This is a genomic window from Bradyrhizobium sp. USDA 4504 (genome assembly GCF_054063995.1).
Window position 1 is genome coordinate 566,215 of record NZ_JBSSGV010000001.1, and the last position, 17,878, is coordinate 584,092.

At 59.5% G+C, this 17,878-nt stretch carries 9 protein-coding genes; all 9 read left to right on the top strand.

Annotated features, from left to right (window positions below):
* The first annotated feature begins 1,122 nt into the window (after nt 1–1,122).
* Complete coding sequence (locus tag ACVMB1_RS02445; RefSeq protein WP_253603399.1) at nt 1,123–1,293, top strand: hypothetical protein; 171 nt, start codon at nt 1,123–1,125, stop codon at nt 1,291–1,293.
* A 77-nt stretch (nt 1,294–1,370) separates the two neighbouring features.
* Nucleotides 1,371–1,694, top strand: coding sequence for a DUF7694 domain-containing protein (locus ACVMB1_RS02450; RefSeq protein ID WP_420866004.1), 324 nt, complete (start codon nt 1,371–1,373; stop codon nt 1,692–1,694).
* Between the two features lie 618 nt (nt 1,695–2,312).
* Nucleotides 2,313–3,002: a YopT-type cysteine protease domain-containing protein gene (locus ACVMB1_RS02455; RefSeq protein ID WP_256558789.1), complete on the top strand. Its 690-nt coding sequence runs from the start codon at nt 2,313–2,315 to the stop codon at nt 3,000–3,002.
* A gap of 1,341 nt (nt 3,003–4,343) precedes the next feature.
* On the top strand, nt 4,344–9,305 hold the full coding sequence (locus ACVMB1_RS02460) for a hypothetical protein (protein ID WP_456848182.1): 4,962 nt from the start codon (nt 4,344–4,346) through the stop codon (nt 9,303–9,305).
* On the top strand, nt 9,256–11,832 hold the full coding sequence (locus ACVMB1_RS02465; protein WP_456848184.1) for a shikimate kinase: 2,577 nt from the start codon (nt 9,256–9,258) through the stop codon (nt 11,830–11,832). Before ACVMB1_RS02460 ends, ACVMB1_RS02465 begins: the two co-directional genes overlap by 50 nt.
* Before the next feature lie 93 nt (nt 11,833–11,925).
* Nucleotides 11,926–12,198, top strand: a complete 273-nt coding sequence (locus ACVMB1_RS02470; protein ID WP_456848186.1) for a hypothetical protein — start codon at nt 11,926–11,928, stop codon at nt 12,196–12,198.
* A 68-nt stretch (nt 12,199–12,266) separates the two neighbouring features.
* Complete coding sequence (locus ACVMB1_RS02475; RefSeq protein WP_456848188.1) at nt 12,267–13,541, top strand: IS256 family transposase; 1,275 nt, start codon at nt 12,267–12,269, stop codon at nt 13,539–13,541.
* A gap of 1,436 nt (nt 13,542–14,977) precedes the next feature.
* The gene (locus ACVMB1_RS02480) at nt 14,978–16,639 is read left to right on the top strand and encodes a class I tRNA ligase family protein (RefSeq protein WP_256558788.1); all 1,662 of its coding nucleotides are present in this window, start codon (nt 14,978–14,980) and stop codon (nt 16,637–16,639) included.
* Entirely contained in the window at nt 16,636–17,853 is a 1,218-nt protein-coding gene (locus tag ACVMB1_RS02485; protein WP_245313761.1) for an MFS transporter, read from the top strand. Before ACVMB1_RS02480 ends, ACVMB1_RS02485 begins: the two co-directional genes overlap by 4 nt.
* Nucleotides 17,854–17,878: the final 25 nt, after the last annotated feature.

A 17,878-nucleotide genomic window follows, 5' to 3' on the forward strand; every position in this document is an offset into this window, starting at 1 on the left:
ATGAGTTCGCGGTGTTCTTTCAAGGATCGAGAATCGAGAAGCTGTTTGCCGCGTGACAGGCATCCGGCTTGGTTATTTGGATCGCGCTTCGTCAGCTCAGGCGGGGCGTTACGAATCAAGACCTACGTCGCGTTGTGAATTGGCCCTGGATACAACGCGTCTTGTTGATTTGGTGTCTCGTCACCAGAGCAATCAGTATGCCATGACCGGAGAGGTGTTGCGCCCTCTTTTGACACAGAAAAAATGATGTCCGTCGGCTCCGGTGCAATGGATTATCTGCCTGTAGTAGAGTTTGCGACATCGATGCCTGAAATCAAACATTAGCCGGTAGAGTGAATGCGCCACCAGCGCTATACTGGCGACAGTGCGTTAGGATTTGCATCTCTTGATAGTCTGAAGGAGCGGCGATGGTCGACGTTGAGAGTCGATGAGATGGACTAGTCATCTTCCCTGACGGCTACCTTACGAAGAAGCGCTCGAAAGAACTTGATGGTATTAGCCCCAATATTTCCGGTGGCCGGCCGTCTTTACTCTAATGCGAGCTCGGCCGATTTAGCGCTCATACGGCTCGAGCATCGTCACATAGATGACGCATTGGCACTGTTTCACACGCGGCGAGAAGCGGGTGCTGCGATCTATCGGGTACAACATGGCAGTACGGCGCCGAGGCGCAGCCCTGGAATTGTCACGCGTTGGCCACGTGGTTTGCGAGCCGTAATGAGATGAACAAGCAAGCATCAGAGGCGATCATAAAGAGCTGCCAGGATGACAATCGATTCATCGGCCACGAGTTGATGGGCCGCTATCGGACCGCTTCATATGTTCGAGCAGATCGTCCGATGATCCGAACGGGCAGCCAATGAACGATTGTTTTTGAGGAGTCAGAGGCCCAAAGGCAGATGTGCTGTTGCTAAGGCAGGCTCTGTTCGGCGGTGGGCGCGCGTGAGGCGGCTCGACTTCGTGACGGAGTTGTTCGGCGGGCTCGCCCATCGGGTTGCGATGAGCTTGGAAATCCATCTGTAGGCTGTGTCGCATGGAGCGGAGCGTGCAGGGCCCGTATTCAGCGTCCGTGAGAGCATTCATCTGGTTCTCATCCGAAAACCGATAGTAGGGGAGCAAGTAATGATGAACATCTGCGGCTTTCTCAGCAGATGGTTCGCTGAAAAGTGGTTCTGGAATGCTGCGCTGCGGACTGAGCTGGCGCCAGTTCATCAGCTTCCGGACAATGTCATCTATGTGGACTTCAAGGCGAACCGGGAAGCAAAGGAGGGGGCGTGCGAGCGCAGATTATAGAGAAGCTGGAGGCCGGCCGGGTAAAATACGGCCGGTTCGCCAGTGTGCCCGGATCGGGCCCTCATGGCCTGTTTCTTGTGCAGGGGCCTTGCGGGTGTGAGCTCAAAATCAGTGGATTAGTTCGTCCTAGCTGGGAGCACGTCGCTGTCTCGACGCCGCGGCGTTGTCCAAACTGGGAGGAGATGTGCTTCGTAAAGGACCTATTTTGGAACGAAGAAGAATGCGTGATGCAATTGCATCCGCCGCATTCGCAATATGTCAATAACAGTAGGTATTGTCTGCATCTGTGGAAACCAATCCATCGGGACATCCCGATGCCGCCAGCAAGCTTTGTGGGCATCGTCGGGTTAGAGCCATCCGAAGCGGCAATATTGTTCTCACGAATGAGCGCAACGGCATGACGAGGACAACGATTTCCTGAAGAAAAGATCCGAGCCGGTGCCGCTGGGTTGGTTCTGCATCGCCGGAAGGCAGGGGGCCGCGGACATGTCGGGGCTTTCCGCCAGTCGCAAGTGCGGAAGTCTTGCCTCTGATATCCGCACACCACGCGGGAGTGCTCTATAAAGTGGACGCAAGAGATGTTTCATGTGCTGGAGCAGCCCGTGCCATTGCGGGCGGGATGATGATTGTTTTCAGCGGGGGCAACCACTCCGGCCAGAACTGCGTGCTTGTCGGCCGCTGCCCTGCGTCTGAAATCGGAAGCGGCGGTTGAAGCGTGGGCTCGCCGAATAATCGGGCTCGAGTGCGACGCTCTTCCAAAGCTTATCAGTTCGTCAGCTCGTCGACAGCTTGCAGCAATATCATTCGTAGGCAGGGCGTGAGCTCCCCGCACTCGCTTTAGACTAAACGTACGCTGAAGAGACAGGCGAACCATCATGTATAATCGAGTTGGTGGCCAATCGATACGCTCTGATCAGGCCGACGAATCAAATCAGTCCGCTGACACTGGTAGCTTTGCGCAAGCGCTTACCGAGTGCGTGCAACGAGAGAGCTTGCCGCCTGAGGAGTTGTCTGACCGAATGGGACTCTGCTGCAGCAGGCCTCATACCTCAGACGCAAACGTTTACAGCCCGGGCTCCTCGAGCCCCAGCACGTCCTCTCTGTCCTCAGATTCCAATCCGTCCTCTCCGGGGAGGCCGATTCGTCACCTGTTTCAATACAGGACGGCTGAATTGCCCGGGGCCAATGTCAACGGCATCTGCGTCGGTTTGGCAGCGGAGTGGCTCCGCAATCAGCACAGCAGCCCTGCATCCCGAATGGGCGCGCTGCGCCCGGGCGCTGAAAACCATGCCTCGGCGGCGGTGCGGCAGCGGCGGTATGAAGATATCAAGACTGAGTTGCGAAACGACAGGGCGGGAGGTTCTCACAACCTTCAGGCAAAAAGCACAATGCTGCGCGAAGCGGGTTTGGAGCCAGCTGACGAACAGACGCGATATAGGTTTGGCTCATCTTCGCGTATTGCCCAGATAGTGAACGAAGTCACCGCCGACCCGTCGATTTATTTACTCGGCTTACGGTTCGCCGCAGGTGGCGCACACACTATGGCAACGTCCACGTCGAATGGAATGACGACGCTCTTTGATCCCAATTATGGTGAGTTTACCGTTCGGTCGGACCAAATGGGTGAGCTGTTCAAAAGCCTCGCCGACCGCTACAGCAACCTGAATGGACATGATATATCGACGGTCGTCACACAAAGGATGACCTGAGCATCGGGCTTTCAATCGGCCGTTCCGACCGTGCCCGTGTCCTTCCCGGTTTTCGCGGAACCGAGCCGAATCGAGAGCGGCCGCGCCCCGTTGAAGTGGGGGGCGCACTGATAGCTGCGTCCTCCTTTAGCATGCGACAATTTGCTGTAATGGAGCTCATGGCGGCCGCGAAGATGAAGGCACGTTGATATAGCGGCCGCCCGACATCGATAGGTAGCCCATCCAGCCGTTTGCTTCGCCGCGAGATATCGGACGTCGGATAACTCGTGCATTCCTTGGACTACTAATGTTCCTGGCTGCTATGCTGACACTCCGGCACGTTTGGGATGAACTGTCAGGCACCACGGCCTCTGGTGTGAAAGCGTGTTCGGCTTCGAGAAATCACAAACGGCCTGGACTTCGTTTCGGGAAGCGCGCATCTGCGGCGTCACCTTTGCCGTGATCCACAATTGCAGCGTGCGTTTGGCTTGCCCCCTCGTCAGCTTTTCGAAAGCCAAGCCTCTTAGCATAGGCTCTCGTCTCTCGATTGATGCGGCCTATGACTGAACTGGTGGCAGTAAAAGCCGGGCGGATCTGCAAGAGATTATGTTCTCAAAACAGAAGGAGAGCTGTATGGATTTTAACCAGATCGACGGCGGTGGATCCCCAGGGTCTCCAGCCACGGCTCTCAATCCGCTCCCGGCCGAATGGTCGAGAGACCGGGCCACTTGGGTCTCCTGCCTGACACCGACGATGCCGGCCAGGGTGACAGTTCGAGGGCGAGGCACAAAATCGTGGCCGCCAAAACCGATGTCACCAAGCCGACTATCAGCGGCGAGTCCGCTGTGAATGGCGCCCGGAACCTAGGCCGGACGATCCTGACCGACCGAATCCACCGATTGACGCCGTCGAAGCCCTGACACGCTCGTCTGCTGAAACAACTTATGGCGCGGACACGGTTGATGCCCGTTCGTCGAAGACCACCAGCCGGTGATGGCCAGCCTAATGGCGTCGCGCATGCGCAAGTCAAACCGCCTATGACCACTCTCATCCGGCTTAACCAATCCAACGAAACTACTCCGATGAATCCCGAGTCGGCTGTACGCTAATCAGATTTCCGTCAGGTCCAGGGCATATCTTCGGCGCTAGAGCGCACAATCGTACAAAGCTGACTCGCACGTCAGGTTAGTGGCGAGTGACGTCCTGTCAACGCGGCCAAGGGGCTCCGCTCTGAAGCAAAAGTCGTTGGGGCCGACGCCGCAGGCCTCTATGCCACCGTCGGAATCGGCGCATTCTAGCTCGCATGGGAGATTGATTTTGACGAGAGCCGACTGGAGAGCGAAGGAAGCCCGCGGATCAGAGATGGACTGGTCCAGCCCTGAAGCAGATCTTGGCGGCGGAAACGATCGCTCGAAGTTCAGTTCTGTCTTACAGGGCTTGCGCTCTGAAAATCAGGACCTGACTGCGGGCTCGGCCCGAACGCCGACTTCGGCCAGCGATGCCCGACGCCGCACGTCAACCGATCCTTCCGTGAATACGCATGTCGACGAGCCAGCTTTGCGGTATTTGGCGCATCGCGGCGCGCCAAATTGGGAAGAAAGTGCGTCGCGTTCCGGTGCCGAGAGCCGCCGTGCCGAACAGCCCGGGAGTTCACGAGGTGCCTCTTCCTCGCACGGGCAATCTATATCGGACCTGGAGGCAGCGCCAAAGCGGCGGCGCCTGGATTATGTCGCCCCGCAGGGCAGGCAAGCCGCGATTTCAGAACAGCAATGTAACGCCGCTCTGGACGCCATTTATTTCGCTCGCGACATTGCCCAATTCTCACGTGCAGTGGTGGAAAACGACAAGCGGCTGCAGCGGGCGGACAAGAAGATCCATGCGGCCTTTATGCAAAAGGCTGCCGCCCAGTTCAGAAGCCAATTTGTTACCCACTTCGAGGACGATATCCGCCGCAGGGAATCCTTCGGCCACGCCACGGCATGCAACGCTGTGACTCGCGAGGCTGGCGGTCAGGAAGGCCTTGAAGCTTGCAAGGCGGTGGCATCTCGGGTGTCGCAGCTTTCCAATACATTAATGCGCGAACTCAAGCCCGCTGCTCTTGCGCTGTTCGCGACATCATTCGGTCGGCAACAGCAGTCGAAGACATGCCGCAATGGAGTCATCAGAATCGCTGAGTTTTGTCGCGATGAACCCAAGGTACTTGCCGGGGCGAGTGACCAAAATCTCTCGCTGTTGGTGAACGGTTTCAGCAAGTGGACGCAGGAGGCGGGCACTCGTGAGGGCACGGAAGCTATCGCTCGCGTGGTCCGTCGTGCCGGCCGCAACAGCGAGCTCTCTGATTTTGAGCAGAAACATTTGGCGATGCTTGTGAACGGGTTCAGCAGATGGCCGGACGCGCCAGACTGTCGCGACGGCACGTTTGCGATCGCGTCTGAGGTTCTTCGCCGCCGTGAGTTCACTTTGTCCGGCTTTGAGCCGCAGACACTGGCGATTCTGGTAAGCGGCTTTAGCAAGTGGCCGGACGAGGCGGACCCGCGCGAGGCCACATTGGCGATCGCGAGTGAGGTGCTCCGCCGCGACCGCCGTGCTCGGCTCTCGGAATTCAATCACCAGAATCTGGCTAACCTGGTGAACGGCTTCAGCAAATGGCCGGACGCGCGGGACTGTCGTGACGCTACGCTTGCAATCGCGGGCGAGGTCCGGCGCCGCGGCGCCCGGCATTTTGAGAGCCAACACTTGGCGATGCTTGTGAACGGCTTCAGCAAATGGCCGGACGCGCGTGACTGTCGTGACGCTACGCTTGCGATCGCGGGCGAGGTCCTGTGCCGCGGCGCCCGGCATTTTGAGAGCCAGCACTTGGCGATGCTTGTGAACGGCTTCAGCAAATGGCCGGACGCGCGTGACTGTCGTGACGCTACGCTTGCGATCGCGGGTGAGGTCCTTCGCCGCGACCGTTATGCCTCGCTCTCTAAACTCACTCACCAGCAAGTGGCCAACCTGGTGAACGGCTTTAGCAAGTGGCCGGACGAGGCGGATACGCGCGACGCCACGTTTGCGATCGCGGGCGAGGTCCTTCGCCGCGACCGCCATGTCCGGCTCTCTGAATTCACCTACCAGGAACTGGCTAACCTGGTGAACGGGCTCAGCAAGTGGGCGGATGCGCCGGACTGTCGCGGCGCCACGGTTGCGATCGCGGGTGAGGTCCTTCGCCGCAGCGCCCGGCTCTCTCAGTTTATTCCGCAGGAGCTGGGGAACCTGGTGAATGGCTTCGGCAAGTGGCCGGACGCGCCGGAATGTCGCGCGGCGACGTTTGCGATCGCGGGTGAGCTGCTTCGCCGTGCCGAACTCTCCCATTTTTCCCACCAGCACCTCGCTAATCTGGTAAACGGTTTCAGCAAGTGGCCGGACGCGCGGGACTGCCGCGAGGCCGCGTCTGCGATCGCACATGAGGTCCTTCGCCGCGGCACCCAGCTCTCTCATTTTACTCCGCAGGAGCTTGCGAACCTGGTGAACGGCTTCAGCAAGTGGCCTGACGCGCCGGACTGTGGCGACGCTACGGTTGCGATCGGGGGTGAGGTCGTTCACCGCGGCGCGCGCGGTGAGTTCGCACTCTCTGGTTTCAATCATCGGGACTTTGCGCACCTGGTGAACGGCTTCAGCAAATGGCCGGATGCGTCGGCCTGCCGCGGCGCCACGTTTGCGATCGCGGGTGAGATCCTTCGTCGCGGTGCCCGGCATTTTAGCGACCAGCACTTGGCGATGCTTGTGAACGGCTTCAGCAAATGGCCGGACGCGCCGGACTGTCCCGAGGCCACGTTTGCGATCGCGCGTGAGGTCCTTCGCGCCGAACTCTTCGATTTTGCCCCGCAGGCACTGGCAAACCTAGTGAACGGGTTCAGCAAGTGGCCGGACGCGCCGGACTGTCGCGGCGCGACCTGCGCGATCGCGCATGAGGTCCTTCGCCGCGCCGAACTCTCTGATTTTACCCCCCAGGGATTGACGAACCTGGTGAACGGCTTCAGCAAGTGGCCGGAGGCGCCGGACTGTCGCAAGGCTGCGTTTGCCATTGCGGGTGAGGTCCTCCGCCGCGGCGCGCGCGATGAGTTTGCACTCTCCGATTTCAATCGTCAGAACTTTGCGAACCTGGTGAACGGCTTCAGCAAATGGCCGGAGAGTGAGGATTGTCTCAAAGCAACAATGGCAATCGCCCAGGAAACCCGTCAGCATCAGCTCTCCAATTTCTCTCCGCAGGCAGTGGCGAACCTTCTGAACGGCTTCAGCAAGTGGCCTGGGGAGCCGATATGCTGTCAGTCCACCATGGACATCGCGCGCGAATTGGGAGCTGGAGCGCAGCGATTTAGTGTGTTCACCACGCCTGAGCTGGCGATGCTCGCCAACGCTCTGTCCCGAACGATCATGAGGGCGGAGGAGAGTGGGGAGATTACGGATGCTGCTCTGCCGAAGGATCGGTTACACAAGCTCGCCCACTACCTGCACTATGATAATGATCGCCTGTTGAAGGCTGAGGTTCTGAGCATCACGAACATTTTCAAGGCGCTGGGTAAGGTTGGCCTATTCGATGATCTCGGTTTGCTCGCGCCGACAGGCTTGAGTCGGCTCTCTGAATTGCGTTCAGCTCCTGGTTTTTCCGCCGAGAACAACCTTGAAACTATGGGTAATCTGAGTGCTGCTCTGCTGCCGCTCGCGCGCAGCCCAGAGAAGCCACTGCGCTGGCACCGCAGGCAGGCCCTCAACGTGCTCAACGACCTTCAGCCCGTGCTCGAGCAAAAGATCAAGGCGCATCTGAACGCGGGCGATGCGGAGCGGAGCCGTGGGCCCCTTGCGAGCCGGAGCCCCGCTTTATCGATCTATCAGACGCTCAAGGCCCGTGCGGCGCTGGAGAGATTGTTCAGGTCACCCTATGTCGAGGGCAACGGGGCAAATTTACGGGCCAGGCAGAAAGAGCTGCAGCGCGGCACGAGAGAGATCCTGGCAAGCGCTCGCGACCTGATTCAAGACGATCTGTCCAGCATGAGCTGGAATCTGATTGCGCAGATCGAGGCGGATAGTCCAGTGGATGCGCTGGACTTATTCATGGAGCAGGATGCGGCGGCGATCCAGGCGCAACGTCCTCCGTCGGTGTTCGACGTGCACCAGGTATTGCGAGCCATGGACCACGCTCCGAGGTCTCCGCAAGGTGAGGCGGGACTGATGCAGTTGCCGGTCGTGGACATGCATGGGCGGCCGTTGGCCACGGAGCCGGAGACGCGGTACTCGATTTTCCATCGCCTGACTTCGGGGGCCCTGCCCGTCGTCGCGGTACAATTGCCGGCACCCCCGAGCGCCTTCATGCTGGCGCGTACGGTAAATGTAAACGGTATTCCATACCGGATTGACTTGTTCGGCGGCAGCAAGTTAAAGCCGCCACGATTAACTGTGTCTCAAATTGCGACCCGCGCCCCAGACGAGCAAGCAAAGCTTTCGGGGGGAAAGCTGCTGGCGATTCCCTATGCCGAAACCGGGCCGGGTACAGCATTCGAGCAGCTGTCGCGCGCGTGGGCCCCTTTCAAAGAGGCCTATTATTATACTCAGCGCAGAGGCTTTGCGGCGCCGCCGGCGATCAAAGGTCTATCACCCCACGACTCCGCGCTGGAAGGCGCCTTCAAACTGGCGCTGCTGCCTGACCGCCCTGCCAACGAGGAGCATCCCTTCCAGCTGAGGGGGGCGGCCGGACCCATTGCATTGCGACCGCACGACGGCTGCGGCTTCATCCGGGCCTCGCTGGCCAAGCTTATGCCAGCTGTTTGCCGCGCCAGCGAGCAGGAAGGTCCTGACCGCGTGCAGGCCTTTGCCGAGGGAAGGAGAGCATCCCTGCCAGCGTCGGCCTTGCAACATTATCCGCGCAGCGAGCAAGTAGCGGATGAGGCCCGGCGGAAGGCGATGAGCTGGCTTGAGAGTCGGGTAAAGCAAGAGCTGACGTCGGAGGAGCTGTTTCGCGTCGTAACAGCCGCGAATATCAATGGTCCGGGCGCCGTCGCCGTCCCATCCGCTGATGGCTGTCTGCATGTGCCGAGGCTCAAGAGCGAAACATTGACCGGTGGTGGCGTGCTGATCGGGCGATCGCCCTACGACAAGCCCAACCTCCGCCCGTTCGCCCCCGATCGCGTCAGGTCAGCTGCGGACGGGGACCCGACTGCGGCGTTTCTCGATCAGTGCGTGACCATACAATACAGCTTCAACGTCGCCCAGAAGTCGGGGGAGAAGCTGGCAGTCGATGATCCGACTTTCTTCGCCAAGGGGCTTTCTGATCGTGGTGCCGGATGAAATGTGGCCGGCCGACTTCGCCGACCGTGGCTTGGTGATGTCCGCCGAGGACGTCAAGTGCCATTCGAGCTGGATCAAGGGCAAGGACCGCGTAACGGCGGACAGCGCGCTCGATTGTATCGGGATCCTGCAGGCCACTGAGATCTTCGCTCCGGGGTCCCTGGTTGCCATCCCGCCTGATGAACAGAAAAAACTCGACGGCGACTTCGATGGCGATACGGCCATTATCATTGCCGACCGGCCGCAGCTTTACGAGCATGTCAGGCAATTCGACCAAGAGGAGCAAGCTAGCGGCCTCCGCTCGCTCAAGCCGCCAAAATCCCATACCCCGGCGATTGAGGACGGTCGCTATAATTTCGGTCGCGCCAGCCAGATTCTCGCCGCCACGCGGAACGTTCTGGAAACCTATACCGGCCTGCAGCGAGGCTTTCTGGCTCAATCAGATGAAGCCCGGCAGTGGTTTGCCGAACGTGCCATATTCGGCATGTACGAAGGCATTGACCGAGAGCTCAAGCGAGACATTCGCGGCTTGCTGGAGCAGGAACAGGTTAGTGCTCACGACGTCCGGGACAAGCTCGAGAAGGCGCGGCACGACATTGAGCTGGCACACCATCCCGTCGCGCGCGAGACGGCCGAGTTGCTTCTCACCGAACTCGAGGCGTGGGCGGCTGGTCTCGACCAGCAAGTCCCGCCCGAACTCCTGCCCGAAACAGCCGCTACTGCGAGTGAGAGACAGCTCGCAATGAGCCAAGAGCTTTGCGAGCTGTTTCCGCCGCTTGCCGAGACCTATCCGGCAACGGCTCACCCACGGGACCGCGTCCAGCTTCTGGTCGATCGTTACCCTACGCGCATCGAGCCCCGACCGGATGGTTACATGCCGCACGACCTCGTGCAAAGTGCAAAAAACCTGCTGAGCATCGGCATCAAAGTCGGAACTGACGCCTACAAATCCGACACTGGCGCTTACGCCTTTATGATCAAGAGCAGGCAGCTTCAGCGCCTGTTGCAAGAGACACCCGGGTTGAAGTCGGCTCCATACACCAAGAGCTTGGCGGCTACCCTCAACCAAGGTCGTTTCGATGTCGATGCGGCCTTGGAGGATCTCAAGGACAATCCGACGCTGGCGGCTTCGATCATGCAAGCCTCGATCAAGCTCGCTGCCGAGCGGGGGATTCTGCGCGAATCCTCGGATCTAACGCTTGCTACCGAAGATGTCGCAACCACAATCACGTTGACTCGCGAGGAGGCGGCACAGCGCGCCCAAATGGAGGCGTCCCGCGCTCAAGCCGAAGAGAAGGACATCACGCGGACGGCAAAGGCGGTTGCCGAAGCCCTTAAGGGGGCCGGCATCGAGGTGAAGATGCCCCATTTGGCTAAGCGTCTTAGATCGCCAAGCTCAATGACAGACGAGCTCACCGGAATCCAGGCCAGCTCTGAGGCCGGCGTCCAGCTTTTCAACAACGCTGTACGCCACGTCTTCGAATTCTCTGACAGGGATTTTACACGTGCCTTCAAGAAAGCCATTCTAGCGTTCGAGGAGAGCGGGTATAGCGAGGTCAGCACGACTAACTGGTTCAGGACGCGATCGCGGACCTTCGCTGGCATCAAGACAGTGTTCGGCACGCCTGGCGGTTACCGTTTTGAGCTCGAGTTTCACACGGCAGACAGCTACAAGGCCAAGCTCGACAATCATGAGACGTACAAGGAGCTGCAGAAGCTCAGACGGCTGCAGCGAGGGAGCGAAGAGCCCCCGGATGAGTCTATAGCCGAGCAGCTCCTGGAGCGCGTGCGAGGGGCGTGCAACAGGGTTGTCATCCCCGAGGGTGCCGCAGAGATCCCCCATTGGGAAGCCGAAGCCGGCAATCGCGTTAGCGCTCGCCCTGCTCGTGTGTCGAACGTGACCCGGCCGACACGCGCAGCGAGGTCGGCACGCGCTACAGAGATTGTTGGCGCCCTCGACAACCGCCCGATCGTGCTCGTTGGCATGATGGGGGCCGGGAAATCCACTGTGGGACCTGCACTCGCAAAGCAGCTGGGGCTGACGTTCGTCGACTCCGATAAAGAGATCGAGGCGAAGACTGGCAAGTCCATAACCAGGATTTTCGCGGAGGACGGCGAGGCGCATTTCAGGGATCTCGAGGCGAATGAGATCTGCCGTCTGCTCGATCGGGGGCCGCTGGTGCTCGCAACCGGTGGCGGAGCCTTCATGTCCGAAGAAGTCCGCCGTCGTGTCGGCGAGAAGGCGGTCTCGATCTGGCTTAATACCAACGAGGACGTGATCAGGCGCAACCTGCGACACGACACCAACCGTCCGAAAATACAAACCGCAGACCGGGACGAGATGATCACAAAGCTGATGGAGCAGCGCAATCCTGTGTATAAGCTCGCCAATCTCACGATTGCCCCACAGGACCGGCGCGAACTCAAGAGCGCGGATGCTTGTCTTAGCGAGCTGCACGGCTATCTTTGCGCCGGTGGCGGGCTAGACGCCGGGCAATCTGGCTCGGTTATGGAGGAGATGCCATGATCCACGTCACTATAGACTGCTACGGCTCCCGTCAGACAATCCATCGCAGTGCTGGATCTGTGCTCGATTTCCGTCGACACCGCACGACTTGTGATGTCAAACGTTTCAAATCGGGGTTTGTACCCGGGAGCCCTGGCCGATGCCGGCTTCGTTGACGGCGCCACGGATTTGCCAGCTGACGATATCGCGGCCGACTACGCTCTGCTGCACGAGCAGTTGCGAGGCATGATCAGTTTCTTGCTGCGCAGACGCGGCTGGTTGAGCCCAAGCAAAGTCATCTGCTGGCAGCGAAATGACCTTCAGGGAACCTCAATGGGGATTGTCCACGACCAGAAGGGGATGTCCCGGGTTCTGTTGAATTTCTGAAGAGGTCGGCGTTGACCACCTTGAGCCGGTAGGCTCGGGGTGCTGATTCCACAAAGGAGAGCAACGCCATGACGAGAGATATCACACCGGCTGGTTGGCCGGCGATCGGGGCTGTGGACGACGCGTTTGCGGAAGTGCGAGCGAGCTTCGATCGGTTCTGCCTTGCGGCAGGGATCGAGGCGCTCGGCACGATGATGGAGGCGGATGTCACGGCGGCCTGCGGGCCGCGCCACGGTCGCGACGCGGCGCGGCGGGCGCACCGTTGGGGCCGAACGCGGGGACGAATCGGTTTCCACGGCGGCAAGATCGAGGTCGAGCGTCCGCGGGTCCGGGGCGTGGACGGCCGCGAGGTCACGATCCCGAGCTGGGAAACGGCGGCGCAGGAGGATTGGCTCGGTCGCTGGGCGATGAACCTGATGCTGATCAATGTGTCGACGCGCCGGTTCGGCCGCGCTGTCCGGCTGCCCGAGGGTGACGTGCCGGCACCGCCCGGATCGGGGGTTTCGAAGTCGGCGGCCTCGCGGAGGTTCGTAGCGCTGTCGGCGGCGCGGCTGGCCGACTTCATGGCTACCGATCTGTCCGCGCTCGACCTTCTGGTGGTCCAAATCGACGGGCTGCATCTCGGCGACGATCTCGTGCTGGTCGCCGCGATCGGGGTTGACGGCGAAGGCAACAAGCATCCGCTGGCTCTGGTGGAAGGGGCGACCGAGAATGCCGCAACGGTTCAGGCCCTGCTGGACAACCTGGTCTCGCGCGGGCTCGCCCCGACGGTGCCAAGACTGTTCATCGCCGACGGCGCGAAAGCGTTGTCGAAGGCGATCCGCCGCACCTTCGGTTCGGCCGCTGCGATCCAGCGCTGCCAGATCCACAAGGCGCGCAACATCATGGAACGCCTGCCGAAACAGCATCATGCGGCCACCCGTCGGGTGCTGCGCCAGGCCTGGAAGCTCGATGACGCCGACAAGGCTGAAAAATTGATCCGCAATCTCGCGCGTCGACTCGACCAGCAATGGCCCGGCGTCGCGGCCAGCATCCTCGAAGGCCTCGACGAAATCCTGACTGTCGTCCGGTTGAAGCTGCCGAAGGAACTTCGTCGATCGCTCGCCTGTACCAACATCGCCGAGAACATGATGGGCACCATTCGCCGCGTCACGCGCAACGTCAAACGCTGGCGGGATGCCGGTATGGCCTTGCGATGGGTCGCGGCCGGCATGATCGAGGCCAACAAGGGCTTTCGACGATTGAAGGCGCATAAGCAATTGTCGGTTCTGCGTGCGGCCCTTCAAGCTCACTACGATCGCATGACGATCAAGCCCGTTGCCCACGTCACGAGGGCCGCGTAACATTCATTCCGGCAGCGTCGGCCCGACGTAGTTCAACACCGATCGGGACATCCCCCGACCAGAATGGCAACGACACAGCCAGCTTTTGTTTCTGTCATTGAATGACGACGGTCTAGGTGACAATGCCCATTGGTCTCCACTCCTGCTGGATCGCCACGCGCATGAACGGGTGGTTGCTCATGACTACGATTCCGCCGGATCACGCAACAGCACCGTTGCGGAACAGCTCGCAGAGACTGCGCCGCCGGCTGCAGCCAGCTCGCTTGACCCAGCAGCAGAACGGCTCCGATTGTGCGTATTTGTGGTGGATGCTACGCGGATCCTGGTTGGACATCCGCACAATGAGAGTGGCCCGGGCCCGTGCCGCTGCATCTCGACCACCTCGTCGCCAATCGGCCGGCACCGCAGCACCGATTAATGATTGGGTCGAACGGCTCTGGGATGTCCCGGAAATGAGCTGCTGGATCGGATTACGGCAAAGGCATCCACTTTCTTCGTGCGGAGGACAGCAACGCTAGCCCATCATCGGTGTTGGGTTTCGACGCGGCCGTCAGAAGGCCCAGCCCGCCTTTTTGGGGCCTCGCGAAGGATTTCGTGGAGCGGTTCGTCGTCTTCCACTACCAGAACGAACGGTAAATCCGACACGAGCCGCGCTTCAAAATCGGGGAACCTCCATGTCCCCGCGCCTTAATCAATGGCTGAGGAATTGTTCAAAATGCCAAAGCTGTCCCGCTGAGCCCTACCGAGGGTGGCCACCACACGCTCGCGATCAAGCTCGATAAGTGGTTCAACTACACGACAACGGACTTTCCCTCTTGCTTGAGGCCGGCGGCCGCTGTCCTCCGGAAGATGTCGGCGGTGCGCCGGGCTAAAGCGAATACCTCGATGCCATCAGCGACCCAACCGCGCGACGTGCTCAAAATAGACGTCGAGCGCCAATCAAATGGGCCTCAGGGCTACGCTCACATCCGGAACACAAACAAATGCGCCTATGGGCCCCGAGCAGTTCGATCCCAACGTCGTCGACCGGAGGGCACTCGAGGCCGCCGTCAACGCATTGTCGGAAATATGGAAGCCGCGTCTGCGATTCATGACGAATGTCGGAAAGCTGACGTACTCAGGCCCTGAGAAAGCGCGCAGAACAGCGACTTCAGTTGGCGCGCCGCTTGCTTCATTCACAGCGTCAGCAGGAGATTACCTATGTTGCTAGCTGTGGTGGAGCGATACGTCGAGTATCCAGCGAAAGAGCGTCGTCTGCACTGAAATCTCGAACAGAACGATGCAGGTCTTCGCCGTCTGAAGCGCAGTTCGAAATACGCAGCCCGATCGCGTCCACGAGCCCGCAAGCCGCGTGCGCCTTGGTGTTTCCAGAGGCAATGTCGGGGCACTTGATTGGACGCTCCAGATATCTGTTCATAGAAGTCACTCGTGCGGATATGAGAAGAAGCCCGACGATCTCACGGATAAACGTAGCGAATGCGCGTCCCGTCGATGTGTACGTATCTCCCGTCAACTTGACAGCCAATGGCAGAGCACATCTGGGCCATGCCGCGGGGCCGTATCTCAGAATGGATATTGTGCAGAAGCACCTCAAGAGAGCGGGCCATCATGTCCGTTCGGGACTGACGACCGACGGTTTCGAGAATCATGTCCTTGTTCGAGCGGCCCGTGAGAACGTCGATCCGTCCGACTTAGCCCACGCTTTCCATACGAAAATCGTCGAGGATCTCGCCTCGGTAGGTATCGTTTTCGATCATTTCGATGATCCGGCGTATGGCAGGAATCTGCGGCGCTTTTCGAAAGTCGGCAACGCGCTCATGGGCGCCTTATCTGCAGCGGGCTCGCTACATTTCTCCGCGGTCCACTTACCAATGGACGATGCGGGTTCTGCCGCCACACCACGAGAAGAGCGGTTCTGCATCGGAGGCTGGTTCGGTGCCACCTGTCCGGTGTGCCTGGCCGCAGCAGGTAGCTTCTTCTGCGAACGGTGTGGACATCATTTCGAGCCCGAGGAAGCGTTGAATCCGTTATCGAGGCGCGGGCGGATTGTCGAGTGGCCGGAGAATATTTCCGCGTTCCTTTCAATTCCGGAAAAGGACCTGCTTCTACGAGCTTGGGACGATACTGCCATCGAAGCCGGCTTTCTGGAGATAGGACATCGATATGTCGCGCGCAAAGGACAGCAAATGCGGCTGACCGTGCCGGGACTCCACGGGTTGGCCTGGAAGTCGCGGCATTTCGACACCCAGCAGATATTGTTTAGCTACTCCTCGTTACTCTACGCTCACTCTCTCTATTGCGGGCAAAAGGACACGGAGGACGCGGGCAAGCCAAGTCCTTTTGCGCGCGAGTCCGATGCGTTCCTCATCGGCGGTACCGGTATCGATAACACCATTCCGATGCTTGTCGGAGTTACTGGATGCGCGTTAGGCCAGAACTCGTTTCGCTCGTTCGATCGAATTTTCTTTAATCACTTCCTTCGGCTGAACGGATCGAAGTTCTCGACCAGTCGCGGGCACGTGATCTGGGCAGGTGACATCGCTAGAATTCCGAATATATCCGTCGATGTACTTAGAGTGTACTTGTCCGAAATCTGCCCGGAAGAAGCTGAAACCGATTTGGTGCCAGAACAGCTGGTCCATCGTTACAATGCAGTTCTCGATAGGATATCAGCGGCCATCGACCGCTGCACGGAATCCATAAACGCGATGCCGGCTCTCGCTGGATGTCACGTCGATGGCGCGATGATGGCCACGCTGGATGGGCTCTACGAAAAACAGTGCGCCGCGCTTTCGCTCGATCATCTACGCGTATCACAAGCGTCGAGGCCGGTTATCGATTGGGTCGATCATCTTGATGGCGCGCCGGACCATCAGTGCGCCTACACTTGGCTTATGGGATTCAGCATACTGGCTTGGCCGCTGATGCCCAAGATAGCAGGAGCCTTGTGGCGCTGGCTCGGTCATGGCGCACATCCCGTCGCTGCACGCGCATCGACGCCTTCATTCCAACGATGCGGGACCGCACCGCAGATCGGTGGGCGCAGGCTGGAGGTTGCGGATATTGAACGATGCCTTCCGGGGAAGATTGCAGCATGACACGCGCCGCAAACATTGCTCCTGCGGACAAACTGCCCAGTGCAGTCCCGTTGCAAGTTTCCATCCCATTCATGCTTGGCAGTATCAGCCTGGCCACATCCTATGGCTCAAGCTTCTTCCTCGTGGATGCCCTGAGGTCCATTGGGCAGAGCGCCACGACCGCTGGCGCCGTCATATCGACCGGTACGATCGCGACAATACTGTGTTCGCTCCTCGTCGGCCGGATCGCGGATTCAGTGGGCTTGACGCGAACTATCAGCGCGGCCGCGGTGATGATGACGATCGCGATGGCATGTTTCGCGTCCGCGTCAACTTCGACGCTTTTCGCTTACGCAGGCGGATTTTTTCTCGGCGTTGGGTGGTCTGGCTTTTATATGCTGGCGCCGCTTGAAGTCCTGAGGCACGTGCGGTCTGAGGCTCGGATCAAGTATCTTACCCTGCTTTCAGGGTCTCAAATGCTGGGTATCGGACTTGCTGCTCCTCTCGCGCGCGCCGTCGCGGAGACTGCAGGATCCTATATTGCAGTTTATGCCCTGTTCGCCGCCGCATGTCTTGTCGCCGCGACCGTTTTCGAGCTTGCAGGCAGGAGGGGCGCCCACGCTTCTCAACCGAGGATGCCGAATGTAGGTCTCACCCTGCAAGGCGTGATGGAGATCTTCAGATCGAGCACGCGCTATCCGATCATCATGATCGGCGTGGGGGGGTGCGTTTTCGCCGGTCTTTTCACGTTCCAAACGCTTTACGCCGCGTCGCGGGCGCAATCTGCCGACACGTTCTTTCTTGTCTTCACGCTGACAGCCGTCTTCATGCGATTTGCGGTGGCACCGATTATTGGAAAAGTCCGCATTGAACGCGCGGTCGCGGTGCTCTTCATGTGCACCATTGCGGGACTGTTGATCCTTTTCGTCAATGTAGACAGTACAGCGATCTACATCATCGGAACAATGGTGTTCGCGCTGGGATACGGTCTAAGCTATTCGACGCTGAACAGCATGGCCGTCGATCTTGCCGACCGGGATGGGACCCCCCTGGCCATTGCGTCTCAGGTATTCACGCTCTCCTACTTCGTCGGCTTATTCGGATTTCCGAGCATCGCGGCACAAATCGTGAAGGCCAGCAGCTTCGATCATCTTCTGATGAGCATGATGATGCTTGTCGTCGCCAATGCCGTAATTCTTACGACACAGGTGTTCTCGGCCGGCCGGGCGCACTGACCAGCTTCTTGCGGAGAATCACGGG

Bases quoted from the DNA above. Each gene is read 5' to 3' on its own strand.
- ACVMB1_RS02470 (WP_456848186.1), top strand. From the start codon at position 11,926: ATGTCAAACGTTTCAAATCGGGGTTTGTACCCGGGAGCCCTGGCCGAT.
- ACVMB1_RS02455 (WP_256558789.1), top strand. From the start codon at position 2,313: ATGGGACTCTGCTGCAGCAGGCCTCATACCTCAGACGCAAACGTTTAC.
- ACVMB1_RS02445 (WP_253603399.1), top strand. From the start codon at position 1,123: ATGATGAACATCTGCGGCTTTCTCAGCAGATGGTTCGCTGAAAAGTGG.
- ACVMB1_RS02460 (WP_456848182.1), top strand. From the start codon at position 4,344: ATGGACTGGTCCAGCCCTGAAGCAGATCTTGGCGGCGGAAACGATCGC.
- ACVMB1_RS02485 (WP_245313761.1), top strand. From the start codon at position 16,636: ATGACACGCGCCGCAAACATTGCTCCTGCGGACAAACTGCCCAGTGCA.
- ACVMB1_RS02480 (WP_256558788.1), top strand. From the start codon at position 14,978: ATGAGAAGAAGCCCGACGATCTCACGGATAAACGTAGCGAATGCGCGT.
- ACVMB1_RS02475 (WP_456848188.1), top strand. From the start codon at position 12,267: ATGACGAGAGATATCACACCGGCTGGTTGGCCGGCGATCGGGGCTGTG.
- ACVMB1_RS02465 (WP_456848184.1), top strand. From the start codon at position 9,256: ATGATCCGACTTTCTTCGCCAAGGGGCTTTCTGATCGTGGTGCCGGAT.